The 23,362-nt window shown below is 52.2% G+C and carries 19 protein-coding genes; 7 read left to right on the top strand and 12 right to left on the bottom strand.

Translation table 11 applies throughout. The features are described 5' to 3' along the window. The first annotated feature begins 107 nt into the window (after window positions 1-107). Together malF and malG are read left to right on the top strand one after the other, a co-directional pair. Window positions 108-1,652 carry a maltose ABC transporter permease MalF gene (gene malF / locus A1SC_RS04730; RefSeq protein WP_001517565.1) on the top strand — a complete coding sequence of 515 codons (1,545 nt, stop codon included), beginning with the start codon at window positions 108-110 and terminating at the stop codon, window positions 1,650-1,652. A 14-nt stretch (window positions 1,653-1,666) separates the two neighbouring features. Next, on the top strand, window positions 1,667-2,557 hold the full coding sequence (gene malG, locus A1SC_RS04735) for a maltose ABC transporter permease MalG (RefSeq protein ID WP_001252091.1): 891 nt from the start codon (window positions 1,667-1,669) through the stop codon (window positions 2,555-2,557). 94 nt (window positions 2,558-2,651) lie between these two features. Here the strand turns inward: malG and psiE are convergent, their stop codons facing one another. Continuing rightward, the gene (gene psiE, locus A1SC_RS04740; RefSeq protein ID WP_016262770.1) at window positions 2,652-3,062 is read right to left on the bottom strand and encodes a phosphate-starvation-inducible protein PsiE; all 411 of its coding nucleotides are present in this window, start codon (window positions 3,060-3,062) and stop codon (window positions 2,652-2,654) included. Window positions 3,063-3,318: 256 nt separating this feature from the next. On the opposite strand from psiE, the gene A1SC_RS0122350 reads away from it, so the two are divergent. Beyond that, window positions 3,319-3,597: a hypothetical protein gene (locus tag A1SC_RS0122350; protein ID WP_000804022.1), complete on the top strand. Its 279-nt coding sequence runs from the start codon at window positions 3,319-3,321 to the stop codon at window positions 3,595-3,597. 46 nt (window positions 3,598-3,643) lie between these two features. On the opposite strand, the gene A1SC_RS04745 is transcribed toward A1SC_RS0122350, so the two are convergent. From A1SC_RS04745 to pgi, 5 genes are all read right to left on the bottom strand, one after another. Further along, a complete protein-coding gene (locus tag A1SC_RS04745) occupies window positions 3,644-5,740 on the bottom strand; it encodes a YjbH domain-containing protein (protein WP_016262768.1) in 2,097 nt (698 codons plus the stop codon). Beyond that, window positions 5,740-6,477: a capsule biosynthesis GfcC family protein gene (locus A1SC_RS04750; RefSeq protein WP_016262767.1), complete on the bottom strand. Its 738-nt coding sequence runs from the start codon at window positions 6,475-6,477 to the stop codon at window positions 5,740-5,742. Before A1SC_RS04750 ends, A1SC_RS04745 begins: the two co-directional genes overlap by 1 nt. Next, window positions 6,474-7,112 carry a YjbF family lipoprotein gene (locus A1SC_RS04755; protein WP_016262766.1) on the bottom strand — a complete coding sequence of 213 codons (639 nt, stop codon included), beginning with the start codon at window positions 7,110-7,112 and terminating at the stop codon, window positions 6,474-6,476. Before A1SC_RS04755 ends, A1SC_RS04750 begins: the two co-directional genes overlap by 4 nt. Before the next feature lie 113 nt (window positions 7,113-7,225). Beyond that, window positions 7,226-7,468, bottom strand: coding sequence for an exopolysaccharide production protein YjbE (gene yjbE, locus A1SC_RS04760; RefSeq protein WP_000757338.1), 243 nt, complete (start codon window positions 7,466-7,468; stop codon window positions 7,226-7,228). A gap of 510 nt (window positions 7,469-7,978) precedes the next feature. Next, complete coding sequence (pgi, locus tag A1SC_RS04765) at window positions 7,979-9,628, bottom strand: glucose-6-phosphate isomerase (protein WP_016262765.1); 1,650 nt, start codon at window positions 9,626-9,628, stop codon at window positions 7,979-7,981. Window positions 9,629-9,922: 294 nt separating this feature from the next. Here pgi and lysC point away from each other — a divergent pair, with 294 nt between their 5' ends. Beyond that, window positions 9,923-11,272, top strand: coding sequence for a lysine-sensitive aspartokinase 3 (gene lysC / locus A1SC_RS04770; RefSeq protein ID WP_001517553.1), 1,350 nt, complete (start codon window positions 9,923-9,925; stop codon window positions 11,270-11,272). A gap of 37 nt (window positions 11,273-11,309) precedes the next feature. Here lysC and A1SC_RS04775 read toward each other — a convergent pair whose 3' ends face one another. After that, window positions 11,310-12,098: a nucleotidyltransferase domain-containing protein gene (locus A1SC_RS04775; protein ID WP_016262764.1), complete on the bottom strand. Its 789-nt coding sequence runs from the start codon at window positions 12,096-12,098 to the stop codon at window positions 11,310-11,312. A 304-nt stretch (window positions 12,099-12,402) separates the two neighbouring features. On the opposite strand from A1SC_RS04775, the gene A1SC_RS04780 reads away from it, so the two are divergent. Continuing rightward, a complete protein-coding gene (locus tag A1SC_RS04780; protein WP_001207629.1) occupies window positions 12,403-12,675 on the top strand; it encodes a YjbD family protein in 273 nt (90 codons plus the stop codon). Here the strand turns inward: A1SC_RS04780 and rluF are convergent, their stop codons facing one another. Beyond that, window positions 12,676-13,548 carry a 23S rRNA pseudouridine(2604) synthase RluF gene (gene rluF, locus A1SC_RS04785; RefSeq protein WP_001517551.1) on the bottom strand — a complete coding sequence of 291 codons (873 nt, stop codon included), beginning with the start codon at window positions 13,546-13,548 and terminating at the stop codon, window positions 12,676-12,678. 88 nt (window positions 13,549-13,636) lie between these two features. After that, window positions 13,637-13,774 carry a CcdB family protein gene (locus tag A1SC_RS25945; RefSeq protein WP_228929306.1) on the bottom strand — a complete coding sequence of 46 codons (138 nt, stop codon included), beginning with the start codon at window positions 13,772-13,774 and terminating at the stop codon, window positions 13,637-13,639. Window positions 13,775-14,185: 411 nt separating this feature from the next. On the opposite strand from A1SC_RS25945, the gene pepE reads away from it, so the two are divergent. Further along, window positions 14,186-14,875, top strand: a complete 690-nt coding sequence (pepE, locus tag A1SC_RS04790) for a dipeptidase PepE (protein ID WP_016262762.1) — start codon at window positions 14,186-14,188, stop codon at window positions 14,873-14,875. A gap of 90 nt (window positions 14,876-14,965) precedes the next feature. On the opposite strand, the gene A1SC_RS04795 is transcribed toward pepE, so the two are convergent. Both A1SC_RS04795 and metH read right to left on the bottom strand, forming a co-directional pair. Beyond that, window positions 14,966-16,597, bottom strand: a complete 1,632-nt coding sequence (locus A1SC_RS04795; RefSeq protein WP_001517548.1) for a Na/Pi cotransporter family protein — start codon at window positions 16,595-16,597, stop codon at window positions 14,966-14,968. Window positions 16,598-16,755: 158 nt separating this feature from the next. Continuing rightward, entirely contained in the window at window positions 16,756-20,439 is a 3,684-nt protein-coding gene (gene metH, locus A1SC_RS04800) for a methionine synthase (RefSeq protein WP_016262761.1), read from the bottom strand. Between the two features lie 199 nt (window positions 20,440-20,638). On the opposite strand from metH, the gene iclR reads away from it, so the two are divergent. Continuing rightward, window positions 20,639-21,463, top strand: coding sequence for a glyoxylate bypass operon transcriptional repressor IclR (gene iclR / locus A1SC_RS04805; protein WP_000226393.1), 825 nt, complete (start codon window positions 20,639-20,641; stop codon window positions 21,461-21,463). Between the two features lie 15 nt (window positions 21,464-21,478). On the opposite strand, the gene aceK is transcribed toward iclR, so the two are convergent. After that, window positions 21,479-23,203: a bifunctional isocitrate dehydrogenase kinase/phosphatase gene (gene aceK / locus A1SC_RS04810; RefSeq protein ID WP_001137256.1), complete on the bottom strand. Its 1,725-nt coding sequence runs from the start codon at window positions 23,201-23,203 to the stop codon at window positions 21,479-21,481. Window positions 23,204-23,362: the final 159 nt, after the last annotated feature.

Genomic DNA, 23,362 nt, shown 5'->3' with positions numbered 1-23,362 from the left:
AAAAACGAAACGTATGTAGGCCTGATAAGACGCGCCAGCGTCGCATCAGGCAGTTGTTGCCGGATGCGGTGTAATCATTTATCCGTCCAGGAATGAGGAAGAACCCCATGGATGTCATTAAAAAGAAACATTGGTGGCAAAGCGACGCGCTGAAATGGTCAGTGTTAGGTCTGCTTGGCCTGCTGGTGGGTTACCTTGTAGTTTTAATGTACGCACAAGGGGAATACCTGTTCGCCATTACCACGCTGATTTTGAGTTCAGCGGGGCTGTATATTTTCGCCAACCGTAAAGCCTATGCCTGGCGCTATGTCTATCCGGGAATGGCCGGAATGGGCTTATTCGTCCTCTTCCCTCTGGTCTGCACCATCGCCATCGCCTTCACCAACTACAGCAGCACCAACCAGCTTACTTTTGAACGCGCCCAGGAAGTTCTGTTGGATCGTTCCTGGCAAGCGGGAAAAACCTATAACTTCGGTCTTTATCCGGCAGGTGATGAGTGGCAACTGGCGCTTACCGATGGTGAAACCGGCAAGAATTATCTCTCCGACGCCTTTAAATTTGGCGGCGAGCAAAAGCTACAGTTGAAAGAAAGCGCCACACTGCCTGAAGGCGAGCGCGCAAATCTGCGCGTGATTACCCAAAATCGTCAGGCACTGAGCAACATTACCGCCATTCTCCCGGATGACAACAAAGTGATGATGAGCTCCCTGCGCCAGTTCTCCGGTACGCAGCCGCTCTACACGCTGGGCGATGATGGTACGCTGACCAATAACCAGAGTGGTGTAAAGTATCGCCCGAATGACCAGACAGGCTTTTACCAGTCCATTACCGCCGACGGCAACTGGGGCGACGAAAAGTTAAGTCCGGGTTATACCGTAACCACCGGCTGGAAAAACTTTACCCGCGTCTTCACCGACGAAGGCATTCAGAAACCGTTCCTCGCGATTTTCGTCTGGACCGTGATGTTCTCACTGATCACTGTCTTTTTAACGGTGGCAGTCGGCATGGTGCTGGCTTGTCTGGTGCAATGGGAAGCGTTGCGCGGCAAAGCTATCTACCGCGTACTGCTGATTCTGCCCTACGCCGTCCCCTCATTTATTTCAATTTTGATTTTCAAAGGGTTGTTCAACCAGAGCTTCGGTGAAATCAACATGATGTTGAGCGCACTGTTTGGCGTGAAGCCCGCCTGGTTCAGCGATCCAACCACTGCGCGGACGATGCTGATTATCGTCAACACCTGGCTGGGTTATCCGTACATGATGATCCTCTGCATGGGCTTGCTGAAAGCGATTCCAGACGATCTGTATGAAGCCTCTGCGATGGATGGCGCAGGCCCATTCCAGAACTTCTTTAAAATCACGCTGCCGCTGCTGATCAAGCCGCTAACACCGCTGATGATCGCCAGCTTCGCCTTTAACTTTAACAACTTCGTACTGATTCAACTGTTGACCAATGGCGGCCCGGATCGTCTTGGCACCACCACACCAGCCGGTTATACCGACCTGCTCGTTAACTACACCTACCGTATCGCCTTTGAAGGCGGCGGTGGTCAGGACTTCGGTCTGGCGGCAGCGATTGCCACGCTGATCTTCCTGCTGGTGGGTGCGTTGGCGATAGTGAACCTGAAAGCCACGCGAATGAAGTTTGATTAAGGGAGATAACAAAAATGGCAATGGTCCAACCGAAATCGCAAAAAGTACGTTTATTTATTACTCACCTGCTACTGCTACTTTTTATCGCGGCGATTATGTTCCCGCTGCTAATGGTCGTCGCCATCTCGCTGCGCCAGGGGAACTTCGCGACCGGCAGCCTGATCCCGGAGCAAATCTCGTGGGATCACTGGAAACTGGCGTTAGGTTTTAGCGTTGAACAGGCGGATGGTCGCGTTACGCCACCGCCGTTCCCGGTACTGCTGTGGCTGTGGAACTCGGTGAAAGTCGCGGGGATTTCTGCGATTGGTATTGTGGCGCTCTCCACTACCTGCGCCTACGCCTTTGCCCGTATGCGCTTCCCTGGCAAAGCGACGCTGCTGAAAGGGATGCTGATTTTCCAGATGTTCCCGGCGGTACTCTCACTGGTCGCGTTGTATGCGTTATTTGACCGCCTGGGTGAGTACATTCCGTTCATCGGCCTGAATACCCACGGCGGCGTTATCTTTGCTTACCTGGGGGGGATTGCGCTGCACGTCTGGACGATCAAAGGTTATTTCGAAACTATCGATGGCTCGCTGGAAGAAGCGGCGGCGCTGGATGGCGCGACGCCGTGGCAGGCCTTCCGCCTCGTCCTGCTGCCGCTGTCAGTACCGATTCTGGCAGTGGTGTTCATCCTGTCATTTATCGCTGCTATTACTGAAGTTCCGGTCGCGTCGCTGTTACTGCGTGATGTGAACAGTTACACCCTGGCCGTGGGTATGCAGCAATACCTCAACCCACAAAACTACCTGTGGGGTGACTTTGCTGCCGCTGCTGTGATGTCTGCATTACCGATCACCCTCGTCTTCTTGCTGGCTCAACGCTGGCTGGTCAACGGCCTGACGGCGGGTGGTGTGAAAGGTTAAAGATGTTGTTATGCCAATGTTATGCCGCTGCACCCTCAACTTACGTTATCCTAACTTGTGACTGTTATTCGGCGCTCTTCGGAGCGCCTCTTTTTTACTCCCGCTTCAGCCGTTTCGAATTACACAGCCATAGCGTGATCACCAGTAACAGGATCGCTGCAGAGTAGATCAACACATCCAGTGGCGATTTATGATCGACGATGATCAAGCGCACAATGGCGGTGATCCCGATATAGACAAAGTAACGTAAGGGAAAGTGAAATCCGGACTGAAAATACTTCACAATCTGGGCGATAAATTCGAAATAGAGAAAGTAAACCACCAGCCCTTCCACCAGCTCATATTTGCTGGTTTGTTCTGGTGCGAACAGCACATCAGCCAGATGCACCGTTTCTTTGCCGAGAAAGACAACCAGAATCAAGCCCAGGCACAACAGGCCAAGATTGAGTACGGTCTGCAAAATAGTGGAGATAAACTCCACGCGGGGACGAGATAGCGACGTCATAACAGCCCTCCAACTCAGTGGCGAGCTTCCTGTATAACGTAAAAATGTGACGGAGATCTATATTTTTTGTGTATGTTTTGTTCAACCTGGATTTAGATGGCTCCTCCCGCCAGCGCCGGATGCGGCTCCCCGTAGGCCGGATAAACCGCGCCTGACTGTGCCTCCGGCAAGACACGCGCCCCCAAAAAATCACCCATTCAGGTGATTCCCAGCCACCAACAAAGCGCGAAAAATCGACAATGTTCCTCTGGAACAAATAAAACCTAACCTGATAAAGGTGGTAAAAATGAAGCCTTATTTTGCTGCTTTGTTGTTATCAGTCTCTGTTCTTCCTGCTTTTGCCGGTCCGCTCGGTACTGCTGATAAAGCCGACCTTCCGCAAAGCAATGTCTCCAGCCCAATGATGGCTCAGTCGCTCAGGCAACCAGACCTGCAACCTATATCGACGGACAGGAAGACAGAATGTTTTCGCCTTTACACACCAGATCGTAAACCGGGGGTGAACTGCGTTCCTGATGGCTCGACAGGCCATTAAGAATGAGGGTGCCAGTGATTGCGAAAGCTGGCACCTTTCCCATGACTTAACGGAAATTTACGCTACGATCGCTGGTCATATCATACAACTGGAACTTACGCCCAAGTTGCTGACCACCGTCGCGCGTCAGCGGTGTCCAACCAATTGCCGCACGACTGCGGGTCGGGCCGGACGAGAAGAGATCCAGCGGTACAGAGACATACACGCCTTTGGTGAAATCCCCTTCCCCGTACTCCTCTTTCGAAACGTTAGTGATCGTGGCATAGCCACCCACCACCACGCCGCTATCAAAACGTTTGGCAATCTCCAGCGTACCGCCTTTATCCCCTGCCAGATACTGCCCGACGCTCGCTTTGACTAACACATCCTGGGCGAAAGATGGCGTCCAGTACGCGGTCAGATGTCCGGTTTTCACGCTGTAATCGGTAAACTTCATCATATCTTTCGCGCTACGCCAGTCGCGCTGTTTCACATAGTTAGCATCCAGCCCAAACGCCCAGTTGCTATCCAGCGGACGATACAACACTTCTGCCCCTGCACCGCCAAACATGGTTTCGAGATAGCCGCCGTAGACCTGGCCATAGAAGCCGTTGCCCAGATGCTGGAAGTAGTTGGCTTGCAGGTTATTGACGTAAACATCGTTCTGCACATATTCACGAACATGAGTACGCACACGCGGCAGATGGGAGTCCTGCGGCGGGTTAGTGTAGTTAAACTTGTCGTAGTTATTCGCCAGGTTAGCAAACAGGCTGCCGGTAGTCAGCAGATGATCCGTTAGCCACAAATCCGCCGTCCCCATCACGCCAAGCTGGTACATATAGAAATTTTCCGGGCCACCAACTGACTGATTCAGTACTGGATCGATATGGAAATCAAAGCGCGATTTGTCAAAATACCAGCCTTGTTCAGTGGACTTCGGCACCACCGGTTCGACGCGTTTTTGTGCCAACGTTGTTTCATGACCCAGCGGCTCTCCGGCAAGATGATTTTTCAGGCTGGCGACATCCGTTTCAGTGGTCACCTGCGGCATATTAAGCCGATTTTCCGTTATACGGATCATGCGGATCCCATCCGGCAGATCGTTCATCACGATCCGATTGGCACGAATGATCCCTTCGCGCGAATCGCGATATTTCACCTGCTCGCCGGTAACATACAGCGTATCGCCTTTCACCTGGATCTGCGGATCGGCAAGCCCGGCGTTGTATTTCAACAGCGTTAACTGATTCGCCACCACCGAATGCTGCAAAATGGCATCCTGCGGCTGCGGCTGGTATTGCGGTCGGGCGTTATCGTTGTACGACGGGCGCAGATCGTTAAAGTTGGTGCGCAGCGTGACGCCAAACATAAAGGTGTTGCCACGTTCATAGCTAAGGTTAACGTCGGCCCAATCGGTAACGCGATAAATCGCCCCGACGTTAAACTTACTTTTTTGCTCCAGCTTCCCAGCAAAATCCTGCTGATAATTATTGCCTTCATACTCCAGTTTCAGGCGCAGCGGCTGCCAGGGCGTCTGGTATTCCACTCCCCCAAACAGCGAGGCCGGGCCGTGGAACATCTGGCTGCCGTCGATAGAACCCGCCTGTTTATAGCTGTTATCGCGATAGCAATATTTGTCACTGGCTGAACAGAGCGGATTTTTCACGTTACCGCTGGTGCCCAGATATCCCCACCCCAGGCCGAGTGTGAAATCAAACGACCCCCAGGCTTTGCTGGCGACCAGATATTCCGCATCAAACAGCCCCGTACCGCCGATATCCCGCGCGCCAACAGCCACCTGCGGCATCCAGTAACTCTCTTCCCACAAACGCAGTTTAAGATCGAAGGCTTTATCTTTATACGTTTGGTCGCCAGAGAACGCTTCGACGCTGCTGTACTGTCTGGTACGCACGTCGGTATAGCGCAGCGTCGTTTCCAGCCACGGGAAGAGTTGCACTGAAGCTGAGTAATAACGGTACTGATCGTTATCGCGGTAGTTGAGACTAAGCTCCCCTTCCCGCGCCATACGGGCGGTGGGCGTTTGCAACAAACCGACGCCGCCGAAATCTGATTGCGACGGCCCGATAGGCGCAGGATACGTTTCGCCGTAGCAGGCCGCGCTAATGCCCAGCGCCAGTACGCTAAGCAGATGTCTTTTTTTCATTATTGGGGTATCCGCTGCGTCAGAATCTGAAGAATGTCGGCGTTCAGGGCGTCTGGCGTCTTACTCCAAACGGAGTCCGCCAGGCCAACATAAATAATGCTGCCGGGCATCGGCTCTACGTGACGCTTGTTCCAGTAAGCCACCGGCGCTTTTTGCGTGCGACCGTCTGGATAAATAACCCATGCGTAGCTGCGATCCGCACCACTAAGCAGGTTCTGACCGGAGAGGTAACTCGCCACGTCACGACCTGGGGTAAATGGCTGATTGCCTGGACGACTAATAAGCCCAAACAACGTGACCGTTGACGGCGGAGATCCGACCCACAGCGTGTAGTTGCCCTGCAACGGCGGGTTACCGCGTTCGGCAACGCGCACCATATCGGGATCAAGATTGATTTTTTGCCTGCCCGTCACTTTCAACGCCTGAATTTGCTGGCGTAAGGTGTTAATAGCGGCGGCATCATCACCGCTGGAATCTGCGGCCAACGCCGCCAGTCGTGCCAGCAACGCCTGCTGTTGACGCAATGCCGCCGCCGTTGCCAGCTCTTCGCTAATCACCGCACCGGGCCACCAGCTATTTGCCAGTCGTGGTTGCCCCACCAGATCGATTAAATACTCTGCGCCCGTCAGCGTTTTTGCCTCGCGACTACCATTGCTAAACACCTTGACGGTTCCCGCCGCCAAGACCGATGACATCCCTACGCTCAAAAGCAACGCTGCAATTGTTTGTTTAATCATTGTTTTGCTGCCTTGATGAGCGTGGTTTTCACCGGGAAATAATCTGCACCGAGATACTGTTCCGACTGGCGAATTTGTCCTTCGCTGTCGATCCAGTAACGGTTATGCCAGCACGCCTGATCGGTGGAGACTTCTTCATCCAGCATGCGAACCGGGGTTTCATCGCTGCCGACTTTGACGGTGTCAGTACCATCCCATTTAAAGACTGAACGAGCTGTGGCGTAGCGCACCTGCTGGTACTCGGTCCAGCCCATCGTGCGAGTCCAGGTTGTGCCATCAACGATTTGTGCGGGTTTGGTCAGCGGATCGGCAGCAAGATTATTTACTTCAATCAGGTTGTCGCCACCGAGCAGGGTTTTCACCAGACGACCATGTTGCGTAACGAGGGTGGCCTGATCCTGAGTAACCCATTTTTGTTGTCCGTCTTCAGCGAAGGCCAAAACGACAAATAACTGTGGACCGCCATTAAGCTGCATATACTGGCTGGCGTAGGGCATATTTTGAATATCATCGTCCGTAAGCTGAACGCCCGGCGTACCGAACAGGCTGTCCCACAGTGAGTTGCCCAGTTCTTGAGTAGTGGCTGAACAGGCCTGTAATAACAGGCAGATAAGAATGAGTACAGGTCGCTTCACGACTCTTCTCCAGAGGGGCAGAATAACCACACCGGAGTGTGGTTATGGTAAATCCCTTCATACCTCAAGCCACAGATGCGATGACTCGAATTATTTTGGGGATACATACTTTATTACTGAGTACTGGTGGTCGTGGTTGTTGTGGTCCCGGTATTAGAACCATCACCGCCACCGGTTGCCGCGAGCGCGACGCCCACCGCCGAGCTTACGGTGCTGACGCTGGTCGCAGAGGAACTACCCGCTGAAACCGACGTTGCTGCTGACCCTGCCGCTTCGCCCACCTGTACAGGTGCAGCCCACGCAGAAGTCACCGCAAGCGCAGATATGGCAAAAATGCCATACAGAACTTTTTTCATAATAATTTCCCTTCATTGAATGAATGGAGATTTACCCAAAAACATTTCGGGCGGGATCGAGTATACACAACTAAAGCATACGAATTACGCCGCGGGGAATTAGTGAAGGGGTTTTAGGATAATTGGAATGAATATCAACTATATATTTTTATAATATGAAAACAATCAGTTAAATCATTCAGTTAAAATAAATATAAAAATAAATTCCCTGCGTATTTTCTGAAATTAACACAGACTAAAAATATATTTTAGGATTAACCTCACGGTATGATTTTCGTTAAATCACCGGCAAGGGGATTTATCTGATAAAACAATGCCGACTTATAGTCGGCATTGTTTTTAAGGCTATTTAGTCAATCGAGCTATGTATTAATTGCCGAATGCGATGTACATATCGGCATCGACCTGTAGGCCTGATAAGACGCGACCGCGTCGCATCAGGCACCGGTTGCCGGATGCGGCGTGAACGCCTTATCCGGCCTACATATCGGCATCAGAAATGCACGATGATTAACCGCGCCACGCTTTATAGCGGTTAATCAGACCATTGGTCGAGCTATCGTGGCTGCTGATTTCTTTATCATCTTTCAGCTCCGGCAGAATGCGGTTCGCCAGTTGTTTACCCAGCTCTACGCCCCACTGGTCAAAGGTGAAGATATTCAGGATCACGCCCTGAGTAAAGATTTTGTGCTCATACAGCGCAATCAAGGCACCCAGACTGAACGGGGTGATTTCGCGCAGCAGAATGGAGTTGGTCGGGCGGTTGCCTTCGAACACTTTGAACGGCACAACATAATCGAGCGTCGCCGGATCTTTACCCTGATCACGGTATTCCTGCTCAACCACTTCGCGGGATTTACCAAACGCCAGAGCTTCGGTCTGAGCGAAGAAGTTAGACAGCAGTTTCTGGTGGTGATCAGAGAGCGGGTTATGGGTGATAGCCGGGGCGATGAAATCGCACGGCACCATTTTGGTTCCCTGGTGAATCAACTGGTAGAACGCGTGCTGACCGTTCGTACCTGGCTCACCCCAAATAATCGGGCCAGTCTGGTAATCCACCACGTTACCGTTACGGTCAACGTACTTACCGTTGGATTCCATATTGCCCTGCTGGAAGTACGCCGCAAAACGGTGCATATACTGGTCGTATGGCAGAATCGCTTCAGTTTCCGCGCCAAAGAAATTGTTGTACCAGATGCCGATCAGCGCCAGCAGTACAGGCAGGTTTTTCTCTGCCGGAGTAGTGGAGAAATGCTTGTCCATGGCGTGTGCACCGGAAAGCAGTTCAACGAAGTTATCAAAACCGATGGAGAGAACAATCGACAGACCAATCGCTGACCACAGAGAGTAACGACCGCCGACCCAATCCCAGAACTCGAACATGTTAGCGGTATCAATACCAAACTCGCCAACAGCTTTCGCGTTGGTGGAGAGCGCCGCAAAGTGTTTCGCAACGTGCTTCTCATCGCCAGCCGCTTTCAGGAACCAGTCACGCGCACTGTGGGCGTTGGTCATAGTTTCCTGAGTAGTGAAGGTTTTAGACGCCACCAGGAACAGGGTGGTTTCCGGATTCACTTTTTTCAGTACTTCTGCGATGTGAGTCCCATCGACGTTAGAAACGAAGTGCATGTTCAGGTGGTTTTTGTACGGGCGCAGCGCTTCAGTCACCATGTACGGACCAAGGTCAGAACCACCGATACCGATGTTTACCACGTCAGTGATTGCCTTGCCGGTATAACCTTTCCACTCACCAGAAATAATCGCTTCCGAGAAGGTTTTCATCTTCTCCAGCACCGCGTTGACTTCCGGCATCACGTCTTTGCCATCAACCAGAATCGGCGTATTGCTACGGTTACGCAGCGCCACGTGCAGTACAGCGCGGTTTTCGGTACGGTTGATCTTCTCGCCAGAGAACATCGACTTAATCGCGCCAGCCAGATCGCACTCTTTCGCCAGATCCTGTAATTTCGCCAGCGTCTCTTCGGTGATGCGGTTTTTGGAGTAATCCACCAGCATCTGATCGTCGAAGGTTGCGGAGAACTTAGAAAAACGATCGCCGTCTTTAGAAAAAAGCTCAGCGATCGTAACGTCTTTCATTTCATCGAAGTGTTTCTGTAGTGCCTGCCAGGCAGCGGTCTGCGTTGGATTGATATTTTTCATTAGCAATACTCTTCTGATATTGAGAATTGTGACTGTGGAAGATTGTAGCGCCAGTCACAGAAAAATGTGATGGTTTTAGTGTCTTTAGCTCGTTCAACCGCCGAAATGGATAAAACAGTATAGCTGTTATAAGCACAATTTCTGGCCACCAGCGCTGCATGAATAATCCGCATAATCCCAGCGTTGACACACTCCGCTACACCTTTTATTTATAAATACGGTCTGCGCCTGCACCGGTTTCTGTTTTGCCTTTGTGCCATGGTCGCTTCTTTCATTCCCTGACACGAGGTTGTTATGCCCGATATTGTTGTCTCCAAATTTGGTGGTACTAGCGTGGCTGATTTCGACGCCATGAACCGCAGCGCTGACATTGTGCTTTCTGATGTGAATGTGCGTTTAGTTGTGCTTTCCGCTTCCGCAGGGATCACCAATCTGCTGGTAGCACTAGCCGAAGGTCTGGAACCGGCTGAGCGTTTCGAAAAACTCGATGCCATTCGCAATATTCAGTTCGCTATTCTGGAACGCCTGCGTTACCCGAACGTCGTCCGTGAAGAGATTGAACGTCTACTGGAGAACATTACCATTCTGGCCGAAGCAGCGGCACTGGCAACCTCTCCGGCGTTAACAGATGAACTGGTCAGCCACGGCGAGCTGATGTCTACTCTGCTGTTTGTTGAGATCCTGCGCGAACGCAATGTTCAGGCACAGTGGTTTGATGTGCGTAAAGTGATGCGTACCAATGACCGATTTGGCCGTGCGGAGCCGGATGTTACTGCACTGGCGGAACTGGCTGCGTTGCAGTTGGCCCCACGACTCAGTGAAAGTTTAATCATCACTCAGGGATTTATTGGCAGAGAAAGTAAAGGCCGTACCACAACACTTGGTCGTGGCGGCAGCGATTATACTGCAGCCTTGCTGGCGGAAGCTTTACACGCATCTCGTGTGGATATCTGGACTGACGTCCCCGGCATCTACACTACCGATCCGCGCGTGGTGCCCGCAGCAAAACGCATAGATGAAATTGCTTTTGAAGAGGCCGCTGAAATGGCGACCTTTGGCGCGAAAGTGCTGCATCCGGCAACGTTGTTGCCTGCAGTACGCAGCGATATTCCGGTATTTGTCGGCTCCAGCAAAGATCCGCGCGCTGGCGGTACGCTGGTGTGTAATACCACCGAAAATCCACCGCTATTTCGCGCACTGGCCCTGCGCCGTAAACAAACGCTATTAACCCTACATAGCCTGAATATGCTGCATTCCCGCGGCTTCCTCGCGGAGGTTTTCGGCATCCTCGCGCGACATAATATTTCGGTAGATTTAATTACGACGTCAGAAGTAAGCGTGGCGTTAACTCTCGACACTACCGGATCAACATCTACCGGCGATACGTTGCTGACGCAATCCTTACTGATGGAGCTTTCGGCACTGTGCCGGGTAGAAGTGGAAGAAGGCCTGGCGCTGGTGGCACTGATTGGCAACGACCTGTCAAAAGCCTGCGGCGTCGGCAAAGAGGTCTTTGGCGTACTGGAACCGTTCAACATCCGCATGATTTGCTACGGCGCTTCCAGCCATAACCTGTGCTTCCTGGTGCCAGGCGCAGACGCCGATCAGGTGGTGCAGAAACTGCATAGTAATTTGTTTGAGTAAAAACAGTACGGCCCGGATGATATGCCCCGGGCCGTATTTATTTCCCCATCACTGTCGTCATCAACAGACGATCCAACTCCCTGACATCGCCTTCCCTGCTGTCCGGTAACACTGGTGGAATTTCCCCGCGCGCCAGTTCCGCACGAATAAACACATGTAGCAATGGACGGCGCGGTCCATATTCCGCTTCTCCCGCGCGCTGTTTACGTTCCAGCAATTCATCTATTTCTGCACGTAAGGCCGCATCCAACTCACTTCCCGCCAGTAACTCAGCAAAGCGCATTGGCGGTACGCCTTTACCCGCTTCGACCCAGCGCACGGCCAGCAGCGGGCGCAGCACGTAAAAATATTTTTTCAGCCGAACTTCGTCGCCCTGCAAATAGCCGCGGAAGTTTTTCTGCGCCATCGAATAGTAATGCCAGCGTGCACGTAGCGGAGAAAACCACTTCGGCACCATCGCCTTAAGCGCCGTTATCGTTTCTTCATCCTGCTGATAGACCACCGGCGAATCCAGCCATTCAATCAGCGTCGGGTTCGCGCCTTTCAATAATCCCAGCGCCTTGCGCCACTCCCAACCTGAAACATCCAGCTCGTCGTCGATGGGCAGTTCGATAACATCGCGTGGTGACTCTACCCGCAGATACCATTCCAGCGGGTGAACATACAAAAAACGCACATCGTAATCGCTGTCTGGCGAGGCAAATCCCCAGCCGCGACTCCCCGATTCGCAGGCGTACAGCACTTTCACGCCATACCGCCATTCAATTTCCTTTAACTGCTGCGATACCCGTTCACGCATCGCAGCACTGACTCCATTTAATGGCATTTGACTCATCCTTTGATATTAACTAACCCGCGCCAGACCACTGAAAACAGAAATGTTATCAATGCGATAGCGTTATTGCGAGAAACGAGCCAGAAATGGACTCTAAGATTTAACACATTGAATAATAAAAGATTAATTAAATTTGAACAGTTACCAGAGAATTATTTCCGTTAAATTTTTATATGTATTTATCGCTAATTAGCTAAAAACATAAAAATAAAAGAGAACGCAAATGAATCTTATCGGTTCTGCTCGCAAATGAATTCCCGTACACTGAGCTATCCGATTAACAGAGGGCACCATCATGGCACTCCCCCGCATTACTCAAAAAGAGATGACTGAGCGTGAACAGCGCGAACTGAAGACGCTGCTGGATCGAGCGCGTATTGCACATGGCCGCGTGCTGACCAACGCCGAAACCAACAGCATTAAGAAAGAGTACATCGATAAATTAATGGTTGAGCGTGAGGCTGAAGCGAAAAAAGCCCGCCAGTTGAAGAAAAAGCAGGCTTATAAACCGGATCCTGAAGCGTCATTCAGTTGGTCGGCAAATACGTCGACGCGTGGCAAACGCTGATTAACGACCTTTTTTCTTCCGCCCCGGCGAGGCGAAACGCTTGCCGTTTGATGCCGGGCGGCCACCTTTTTCCGCTGTTTTCTCCACCTTCACCACCGGGCGTTTGATGCCTGCCGTTTTCGGTTTGGCCTTCGCTTTGGGCTTCGCCTCGGAAGAGGAATTTTCAATGAGTTTAAAGAGATCGATAAGCTCATCGTCGGTTAAATCACGCCATTCACCCAGCGGAATGCCGCTTAAGCTGACGTTCATAATGCGCGTACGTTCCAGCTTTTTCACTTCGTAGCCAAAATGTTCACACATACGACGGATCTGACGGTTCAACCCTTGCACCAGGGTAATACGAAAGACAAACGGCGCTTCTTTTTTAACTTTGCACTTTTTGGTCACTGTCCCGAGGATTGGCACCCCCGCACTCATGCTGCGAATAAACTCCTCGGTAATCGGTTTATCGACCGTCACCAGATATTCTTTTTCATGGTCGTTGCCAGCACGAAGGATCTTATTGACCAGATCGCCGTGATTAGTGAGGAAAATCAGCCCCTGGGAGTCTTTATCCAGGCGACCAATCGGGAACACGCGCTTGCTGTGATTGACGAAATCGACGATGTTATCGCGCTCGCCATCTTCCGTAGTGCTGACAATGCCCACGGGCTTATTCAGGGCGATAAGCACTAAATCTTCGGCTTCCCGCGGCTCGATCAACTGACCGTTTACTTTTACAACGTCACCGGGCTTTACCTGATCGCCAATAGTGGCACGCTTGCCATTAAGGAACACATTGCCTTGCTCGATATAGCGATCCGCTTCGCGGCGTGAGCAAATTCCGCTTTCGCTGATGTATTTATTTAAACGGACTGATGAGTCGGGCAGCATAAATTCTCCTCTGAAACGCGGAATATACCTTACCTCCTCCTCCCGAAAAACAGGATTTATGCGGAATACGATAAGTTACGTACCAGCATTAATAGCCGTTTAATAGAAAATCGATAGCATCACGCAGTTCGATTCGCTGTTGACTAAGATCAGCTATACGTTCTCCCAACTCTTTTAGCGGTATTCCTGTCATCACCATGTGGTCCAGGCCAGCAATTGAAACCACCGGACAAACTTTTACAGGTGGTTTACCGCCAGATAGCTGAGCAAGTCTGACCGCCGGACAACAATGGCATGCTTTAATACATCAGCGACAGGATTTACGTGCCTCTTCCAGAATCTCGGGGGGCAGCGAAACATTGACAGATTTTTTCACCTTCGACATTGTGCGCATAATTCCCTCCATCATGATGCGCATACGCTGTCTAAAAGTAGCGTAATTAGCGAGCATTTTTCCTCCAGTTTCCTTAAAAATTTGTCGGAAAATACCGCTGTTGCGAATACCTGTCACGCCTGAACATTCAAACTTGCGAGACGCTTTCCAGGTTCAATACGCGACATCGTGAGCCATGTCAGTAAGCGGTTAAATTCACAGTGGTAGCATGCCTTCCGTGATTTCTTACTAACCGGAGAAGTAATGGAACTGCTTTTATTGAGTAACTCGACGCTGCCGGGAAAAGCCTGGCTGGAACATGCGCTGCCGCTGATTGCTGAACAGTTGCAGGGTCGCCGTTCCGCGGTGTTTATTCCTTTCGCTGGCGTAACGCAAACCTGGGATGATTACACCGCCAAAACGACCGCAGTTCTTGCCCCACTTGGCATTTCTGTCACTGGTATTCATAGCGTTGCCGATCCTGTTGCCGCGATTGAAAATGCGGAGATCGTGATTGTCGGCGGTGGCAACACTTTCCAGTTACTGAAAGAATGCCGTGTGCGCGGTCTGCTGGCACCGATTGTTGACGTAGTGAAACGCGGCGCGCTGTATATTGGCTGGAGCGCAGGCGCTAACCTCGCTTGCCCAACCATTCGCACGACCAACGATATGCCGATTGTCGATCCGCAGGGCTTCGATGCGCTGAATCTGTTCCCGCTGCAAATCAACCCGCACTTCACCAACGCGCTGCCGGAAGGTCACAAAGGTGAAACGCGCGAGCAGCGTATTCGCGAATTACTGGTGGTAGCGCCAGAACTGACGATTATTGGTCTGCCGGAAGGTAACTGGATCACCGTAAGTAAAGGTCACGCTACGCTTGGCGGCCCGAATACCACTTATGTGTTTAAGGCCGGTGAAGAAGCCGTGCCGCTGGAAGCGGGTCACCGTTTTTAAGTGAATTGCCGGATGCATGATCCGGCATCTTGTACATAGTGCCTGATGCGACGCTTAACGCGTCTTATCAGGCCTACAGGATTCACAATATTAATACTCGTCCCGTCCCTCATCTTCATCTGGCTGTTCCAGTACGCTGTAAGCCACCGAACAAAACAGCGAGTTCAGACGCTGCATATCTCCCAATAAACCTAAATGTAGCGAACTGGTTTCAATACTCTGCACGTTTTGCTGATGCAGGCGATCGACGTGGGCATGGGAATAGCGGCGATTAAGAATGCGAAAGCGATGCTTACTGCGACGTAAACGGCGAGCGCTGGTGACATCGCCAGAGAAGAACACCGACATTGCCAGTTTTAAATTGCTGAGCAATTGCTCATAGAGCGCATCCAGTTCCTTCAACCCATCAAGCGAAAACGCCCGCCGTGCTGCCAGTGATTTGTCGGCAATTTCGCTGCCCATGCGCTCGACAATATCGGAAGCCTGCTCAAGGTTGAGCGCCATTTCGATAATCTCCGCCCAGCGACGTGATTCTTCTTCCGCCAACTCTTCTTTTGGCATCCGCGCCAGATAAAGTTTAATCGCGGTGTAGAGGACGTTGATATCATCCGCCAGCTTGCGCAACTCCTTCTCTTCACGCGGTTCGCCGTGCATCACTTTATTCAGCCCTTCCATCATCTGTTCCATCGCGTCACCGATGCGCAGTGTTTCACGGGCGGCATTCGCCAGAGCAAGGGTCGGCGTATCCAGCGCGCTGACATCCAGATGTTTTGGTTTCAGATGGGCATCCAGTTCGGGTTCATCGCGAATAATGGTTTTGCAAAACCGTGCCATCGGGTCGACAAATGGCAGCATCGCCAGACAGCGCACAAGGTTATAGAAGACGTGGAAATAGATAACCAGTTCCGCTTTCGGCAAAGGCAGTTTATCCATTGATTCTGCCAGAACGTGGACAAACGGCAGGATAATCAGGCTCCCCACCAGCTTAAAAAGCAGGCTGCCCAACGCGACACGACGTGCGGCAGCATTAGCGGCGCTATTGTTGAGCATCGCCAGCAAGCCGGAACCAAGGTTAGCGCCAATAACCAGGCAGAGCGCCACCGGGAAAGAGATAATGCCCGCAGCAGTCAGAGTCGCAGTCAGCAGTACCGCGGCAAGGCTGGAGTAGCTGATAATGGCGAACATCGCGCCAATCAGCGCATCCAGCAGAATATCGCCGGTCAGCGAGGCAAAGATCACCTGAACACCGTTCGCCTGGGTGATCGGCGTTACGGCCTGCACAATCAACTCCAGTGCCAGCAAAATCAACCCAAGGCCAATACCGACGCGGCCCAGTTGCCCGGCGCGCGACTGCTTGCGTCCGAGGAAAAAAATTACGCCGATAAAAATAAGTAGCGGCGACAACCAGGATAAATCGAAGGTGAGAACCCGCGCCATCAGCGCCGTTCCGACGTCGGCCCCCAGCACAATCACCAGCGCAGGCGCGAGAGCAACCAGATCCTGGGCAACAAACGACGTCACCAGCATGGTGGTGGCATTACTGCTCTGCACCAGTGCCGTAACGCCAATCCCCGCACAGAAGGCGAGCGGCTTTTTTTCGACGCTCCGGCTAAGGACAGTACGCAGCCGTGCGCCAAAGACACGCATTACGCCTGTTCGAACAATATGCGTCCCCCAGACCAGCAGGGCGACGGCAGAAAGCAGGTGAAGCAGTGTTAACACGAGTTCAGGTTCTCCTTATCGTTATATGTGCCTGAAACAGTTCCGGAAGCGCTTTTCCGGTCTGATATAAGTCCAGTATATGTGTTTACTATCAATAAAGAGACAGGGCACTCCGTGAGTGCCCTGTTTGTTGTAAAGAAAAGTGACAGATTTGTGAATCAGTCGGCGTCATACCCCAGATTCGGCGCCAGCCAGCGTTCAACATCAGAAACGCTCATACCTTTACGGCGGGCATAGTCTTCAACCTGATCGCGCTGAATTTGTGCCACTGCGTAGTACTTGCTGTCCGGATGGCTGAAGTACCAACCCGAAACTGATGCGCCAGGCCACATAGCGAAAGATTCCGTGAGTTTCATGCCGGTGTGTTTTTCCACTTCCAGCAGCTCCCAGATGGTGGCTTTTTCCGTATGTTCCGGGCAGGCCGGATATCCTGGTGCCGGGCGGATGCCCTGATAGTTTTCGCGGATCAGGTCTTCGTTGCTGAGATTTTCATTCGGCGCGTAGCCCCAGTAGACTTTACGCACGCGCTCATGAAGATATTCTGCAAAGGCTTCGGCTAAACGGTCGGCAAGCGCTTTCACCATGATTTTATTGTAATCATCGTGCTGCGCTTCGAAGGCATCAGCCAGCGCGTCCTCTTCCAGCCCGCCAGTTACGGCAAATGCACCGATGTAATCCGCTTTGCCGGAGAGTTTCGGTGCCACAAAATCAGCGAGGCAGTAGTTAGCAAAGCCGGTTTTTTCCGTCTGTTGGCGCAGATGGTGGCTGATATTAATCACATGCGTGCGTGTTTCATCACGATAGATTTCAATGTCGTCACCCACCCGGTTTGCCGGGAACAGGCCAACCACGCCGCGCGGATTCAGCGATTTTTCAGCGCTTAATTTATCCAGCATGTCGTTAGCGTCTTTAAACAGGCGTTTTGCCTCTTCGCCCACCACTTCATCTTCCAGAATGCGCGGATACTTTCCGGCCAGCGACCAGGTCATAAAGAACGGCGTCCAGTCGATATAGTTACGCAGCGTTTCGATGCTGGCTTCGACTTCCTGCACGCCGAGACGGTGCGCTACAGGCGGCGTATAGGCCTGCCAGTCAAAAGCGAAATCGTTATCGCGCGCCACTTCCAGCGTGACCGGTGGCGTGCGCGGTTTCTTGCGCCCGTGCTGAATACGCACGGTTTCGTACTCTTTGCGGGTACGAGCGACAAAGTCGTCACGCTGAGTGTCGGAAAGCAGCGCCGCCACAACACCAACGGTGCGCGAGGCGTTTTGCACGTAAACCGTCGGGCCGCTGTAGTTTTGCTCGATTTTCACCGCTGTATGCGCTTTTGAGGTAGTCGCGCCGCCAATCAGTAGCGGAATGGTGAAGCCCTGACGCTCCATCTCTTTCGCCACGTTGACCATTTCGTCCAGCGACGGCGTGATCAGCCCCGAAAGACCAATCAAATCAGCATTCACCTCTTTGGCAGTGCGGAGGATTTTTTCCGCTGGCACCATCACGCCGAGATCAACAATTTCATAGTTGTTACATTGCAGCACCACACCAACAATATTTTTACCGATATCGTGCACGTCACCCTTCACGGTGGCGATCACCATCTTACCGTTGGTTTTACCCTGCTCTTTGCTGGCTTCAATATACGGTTCGAGATACGCCACCGCCTGCTTCATAACGCGTGCCGATTTCACCACCTGCGGCAAAAACATTTTCCCTTCACCAAACAGGTCACCGACGACGTTCATTCCGTCCATCAGCGGCCCTTCAATCACTTCAATCGGGCGAGCGGCTTGTTGACGAGCTTCTTCGGTGTCCTGTTCGATAAACTCAGTAATGCCTTTGACCAACGAGTACTCCAGGCGTTTCTTCACGTCCCACGAGCGCCACTCCGCCTGTTGGGCGTTGGCGGTGTCGTCGGTTTTACTGCCGCGATATTTTTCGGCAAGTTCCAGTAAACGCTCTGTACCATCGTCGCGACGGTTAAGGATCACATCTTCCACCGCGTCGCGCAGTTCCGCAGGCAGATCGTCGTAAATCGCCAGTTGTCCGGCGTTGACGATCCCCATATCCATACCGTTACGGATGGCGTAGTAGAGGAACACCGCGTGAATAGCTTCGCGCACCGGGTCGTTGCCACGGAACGAGAAGGAAACGTTGGAGACGCCACCGGAGATGAGTGCGTGCGGCAGTTCGCGTTTGATGTCTTCGCACGCGCCGATGAAATCCTGCGCGTAATTGTTATGCTCTTCAATCCCGGTGGCGACAGCGAAGATGTTCGGGTCGAAAATGATATCTTCCGGCGGGAAGCCGACTTCCTCGGTGAGGATTTTGTACGCCCGACGGCAAATCTCGATTTTCCGTGTGCGGGTATCGGCCTGGCCCTGTTCGTCAAAGGCCATTACCACCACCGCCGCACCGTAACGGCGTAATAATTTGGCATGATGGATAAAGGTTTCAACGCCCTCTTTCATCGAGATAGAGTTAACAATGCCTTTGCCCTGAATACACTTCAGTCCTTTTTCGATGACGTCCCATTTCGAAGAATCGATCATAATCGGCACGCGAGCGATATCCGGCTCGCCAGCAATCAGACTGAGGAAACGCACCATCGCCGCTTCGGCGTCGAGCATCCCTTCATCCATGTTGATATCGATAATCTGCGCGCCGTTTTCCACCTGCTGACGCGCCACGTCCAGCGCCTCGCTATATTTCTCTTCTTTGATCAGGCGTTTGAACTTAGCGGAACCGGTTACATTAGTTCGTTCACCAACGTTAACAAACAAACTATCGTCGCCAATGTTCAGCGGCTCCAGTCCGGACAAACGGCAGGCTACGGGGATATCAGGCAGTTTGCGCGGTGCTAATCCTTCAACTGCACGGCTCATCGCAGCAATATGTTGTGGCGTCGTGCCACAGCAGCCGCCGACAATATTCAGGAAACCAGATTCAGCCCATTCGCGAATCTGTTTCGCCATTGTGTCAGCATCGAGATCGTATTCACCAAAGGCGTTTGGCAGCCCGGCATTCGGGTGCGCGGTGACGTAGCATTCGGCAATACGCGAAAGTTCCTGCACGTACTGACGCAGTTCGTCTGGCCCCAGTGCGCAGTTGAGGCCAAAGGTCAGCGCTTCGGCATGCCGCAGGGAGTTGTAAAATGCCTCGGTTGTCTGACCGGAGAGCGTGCGCCCGGAGGCGTCGGTAATGGTGCCGGAAATCATAATCGGCAACTCCACACCCAGCGCTTCAAACTCGGTTTTCACCGCAAAGACCGCCGCTTTCGCGTTAAGAGTGTCGAAAACAGTTTCAATCAGAATCAGGTCTACACCGCCTTCCACCAGCGCTTTGGTGGATTCACGATAAGCCGCCACCAGTTGGTCAAAGGTGATATTGCGAAATGCCGGATCGTTTACATCCGGAGAAATAGATGCTGTGCGATTGGTTGGGCCGAGAACACCAGCAACGTAGCGTGGTTTCCCCGGCGTGCGGGCGGTCCACTCGTCAGCGCAGGCACGTGCCAGTTTCGCTGCTGCAAAGTTGATTTCTGCTGACAGGGATTCCATCTGGTAATCCGCCATCGCAATAGTCGTGGAGTTGAAGGTGTTGGTTTCGATGATATCCGCGCCCGCTTCAAAGTAAGCGTTGTGGATCGCGGCAATCACATCAGGTTTACTGAGCACCAGCAGGTCGTTGTTGCCTTTTAGATCGCACGGCCAGTCGGCAAAACGCTCACCGCGAAAATCGGCTTCGTTCAGACGATAATTCTGGATCATGGTGCCCATACCGCCGTCCAGCACCAGAATACGTTCATTTAACTGCGCACGCAGTTGTTCAACTTTGCTGCTCACACTTGCTCCCGACACGCTCAACCCAGATTTAATAAAAATTCAACAAACCATACTGGCACAAACGCATCAGTGGTAAAAGCGGCCACTACGCAACATGAGATTTGTTCAACATTAACTCATCGGATCAGTACAGCAACTGTTGCATTAGTTAACAATAAAAATGAAAATGATTTCCACGATACAGAAAAAGGAGGCTGTCATGGTCGCACCCATTCCCGCAAAACGCGGTAGAAAACCTGCCGCAACCAGCGCCCCCGCGACTGGACAGGTTCAGTCTTTAACGCGTGGCCTGAAATTACTGGAGTGGATTGCCGAATCCAATGGCAGTGTGGCACTAACCGAACTGGCACAGCAAGCCGGATTACCCAACTCCACCACCCACCGTCTGCTAACCACTATGCAACAACAGGGCTTTGTGCGTCAGGTCGGTGAGCTGGGTCACTGGGCGATCGGCGCGCATGCATTTATGGTCGGTAGCAGTTTTCTCCAGAGCCGTAATTTGTTAGCTATTGTCCATCCTATACTGCGCGATCTGATGGAAGAATCTGGCGAAACGGTCAATATGGCGGTGCTCGATCAAAGCGATCACGAGGCGATTATTATCGATCAGGTGCAGTGTACGCATCTGATGCGAATGTCCGCCCCTATTGGCGGTAAATTGCCGATGCATGCTTCCGGTGCCGGTAAAGCCTTTTTGGCTCAACTGAGTGAAGAACAGGTGACAAAGCTGCTGCATCGCAAAGGGTTACATGCCTATACCCACGCGACGCTGGTTTCTCCTGTGCATTTAAAAGAAGACCTCGCGCAGACACGCAAACGCGGTTATTCATTTGATGATGAAGAACATGCGCTGGGACTGCGTTGCCTGGCTGCGTGTATTTTCGATGAACACCGCGAACCGTTTGCCGCAATTTCAATTTCCGGGCCGATTTCACGTATTACCGATGACCGCGTGACTGAGTTTGGCGCGATGGTAATTAAAGCGGCGAAGGAAGTAACGCTGGCGTATGGTGGAATGCGGTGACTTTTCGCCTCTGATTTATACAAACCGCACGCTAAACCGCTGTCTGCGCCGATATGCATAAACATCTTCCACATGTCCTTCGCGGATGCGGTTTTGTAGAGCGCGCCAGTAATCGGCGCGGAACAGGTCGGCGTGCATTTCCTCGAACAGTGGACCAATGCGTGGGTCGGCGCATAGCCAGTGGCGGAACTCTTCCGGGAAAACATCGCCCGGCGAGACGCTATACCACGGTTCGCTGGCGAGTTCGTCTTCCGGGTAGCGCGGCGGTGGGATGTCGCGGAAATTCACTTCCGTCATGTAGCAAATTTCATCGTAATCATAAAACACCACGCGCCCGTGTCGGGTGACGCCAAAGTTTTTAAACAGCATATCACCGGGGAAAATATTGGCGGCGGCAAGCTGGCGAATAGCGTTGCCGTACTCTTCTATAGCATCACGCAGTTGCTGACCCTCAACCTGTTCAAGCCAAATATTGAGAGGCACCATCCGCCGTTCGATATAGAGATGGCGAATCACAATTTGTTCGCCCAGATCGGTGATTTTTTCTGGCGCTTCCTGAAGCAGCAAATCCATTAATGACGGGGAAATATGTCGCTTCTCCAGTACAAAGTTTTCAAACTCCTGGGTATCCGCCATCCTTCCTACGCGATCGTGCTCTTTTACCAGTTGATAGCAGGCGCGGACGTGAGCCGCTGACATCTCTTTCTGCGGGGCGAATTTGTCTTTGATGACTTTGAATACCCGATCAAAGCCCGGCAGCGTGAACACCAGCATGACCATCCCACGAATGCCCGGCGCTTCAATAAACTGCTCATTACATCCTTGTAAATAAACGAGATATTCACGGTAACTTTCGGTTTTGGCATGCTTCTGGCAACCGATAGCCATATACAGTTCTGCGGTAGTTTTACCCGGCAGAATCTCCCGTAGCCACTCGACCAGTGCGGCAGGCAGCGGCGCGTAAACCATAAAATAGGATCGCGCGAAGCCAAAGACGATGCTCGCTTCGGCGGTCGTCGTCAGGCAGGTATCAATAAACAACTCGCCGTCGTCCGTCTGGTGGATCGGCAGCAAAAATGGCAACGTGCCGGAAGGCGTTATCAGTTTGCCCACCAGCCAGGCGGCTTTATTACGGTAAAACAGTTCGTTCGCCACCTGTAGATGACTTTCAGCGAGGTTATCTGTCCCCAGCGTTTCCGTCAGATGAAGAATGATATAGTTGATATCACGGCTTTTATTCTGCCAGCACAGGCGTAGCGGCAAGTCGCTAATAACGCGCATCAGCAGTGATTCCCAGCCGTGATCGGGGTAAAAGTCTTTGGCCAGCGGGCGCGGAATGGTACGAAAGCGGCGTTCCGGCTGGGAGCTAAAGATAAAAAGCCGCTCGGGAGTAAGCGAGCGGTGGTCAAATAACCGACAGTATACGGAGTTGAAAAAACTCTCCGCAATCTCGAAGCGCGGGTAGTCCGGCAATAGCCGGGTGTAATGCTCTTTGACGTGCAGTAAAAATGCCGCATTCGTGCTTTGGCCGTTGGTAATGCAGCGTAACTGCTCCACCACCAGACCCACGTGATGATCGTAAAGATGGATACGATTTTTCATCGCCTGCTGGACAGCGTGCCAGTCGGCTTGTTCGAAACGCTGCTGCGCCCCGGAAGTCACTTCGAGGAATCGACCATACTGGGCATCGAAACCCTGCAAAATTGTTTGTGCAATCAGTAATTCCAGGCCACGCGGCATTTGTTGCCCTCATCGGGAGCTGTGAATTGCCGGATAAGACGCACAAGCGTCACATCAGGCGTTGATTGCCGGATGCGGCGTAAACGCCTTATCCGGCCTACGCGTCTGCAACATTTGTAGGCCTGATAAGACGCGCAAGCGTCGCATCAGGCGCTCATT

The sequence above is a fragment of the Escherichia sp. KTE52 genome (assembly GCF_000408325.1).
Lineage (GTDB): Bacteria > Pseudomonadota > Gammaproteobacteria > Enterobacterales > Enterobacteriaceae > Escherichia > Escherichia marmotae.
Note: the sequence above shows the minus strand (reverse complement) of the source record. Positions and strands in the feature narration are given on the sequence as shown.

What these genes read in the sequence shown, in the direction of transcription:
- aceK (WP_001137256.1), bottom strand. Translation starts at nt 23,203, where the DNA reads ATGCCGCGTGGCCTGGAATTACTGATTGCACAAACAATTTTGCAGGGT.
- lysC (WP_001517553.1), top strand. Translation starts at nt 9,923, where the DNA reads ATGCCCGATATTGTTGTCTCCAAATTTGGTGGTACTAGCGTGGCTGAT.
- pgi (WP_016262765.1), bottom strand. Translation starts at nt 9,628, where the DNA reads ATGAAAAATATCAATCCAACGCAGACCGCTGCCTGGCAGGCACTACAG.
- A1SC_RS04745 (WP_016262768.1), bottom strand. Translation starts at nt 5,740, where the DNA reads ATGAAAAAAAGACATCTGCTTAGCGTACTGGCGCTGGGCATTAGCGCG.
- iclR (WP_000226393.1), top strand. Translation starts at nt 20,639, where the DNA reads ATGGTCGCACCCATTCCCGCAAAACGCGGTAGAAAACCTGCCGCAACC.
- A1SC_RS04775 (WP_016262764.1), bottom strand. Translation starts at nt 12,098, where the DNA reads ATGCCATTAAATGGAGTCAGTGCTGCGATGCGTGAACGGGTATCGCAG.
- pepE (WP_016262762.1), top strand. Translation starts at nt 14,186, where the DNA reads ATGGAACTGCTTTTATTGAGTAACTCGACGCTGCCGGGAAAAGCCTGG.
- rluF (WP_001517551.1), bottom strand. Translation starts at nt 13,548, where the DNA reads ATGCTGCCCGACTCATCAGTCCGTTTAAATAAATACATCAGCGAAAGC.
- A1SC_RS04780 (WP_001207629.1), top strand. Translation starts at nt 12,403, where the DNA reads ATGGCACTCCCCCGCATTACTCAAAAAGAGATGACTGAGCGTGAACAG.
- A1SC_RS04750 (WP_016262767.1), bottom strand. Translation starts at nt 6,477, where the DNA reads ATGATTAAACAAACAATTGCAGCGTTGCTTTTGAGCGTAGGGATGTCA.
- malF (WP_001517565.1), top strand. Translation starts at nt 108, where the DNA reads ATGGATGTCATTAAAAAGAAACATTGGTGGCAAAGCGACGCGCTGAAA.
- psiE (WP_016262770.1), bottom strand. Translation starts at nt 3,062, where the DNA reads ATGACGTCGCTATCTCGTCCCCGCGTGGAGTTTATCTCCACTATTTTG.
- malG (WP_001252091.1), top strand. Translation starts at nt 1,667, where the DNA reads ATGGCAATGGTCCAACCGAAATCGCAAAAAGTACGTTTATTTATTACT.
- yjbE (WP_000757338.1), bottom strand. Translation starts at nt 7,468, where the DNA reads ATGAAAAAAGTTCTGTATGGCATTTTTGCCATATCTGCGCTTGCGGTG.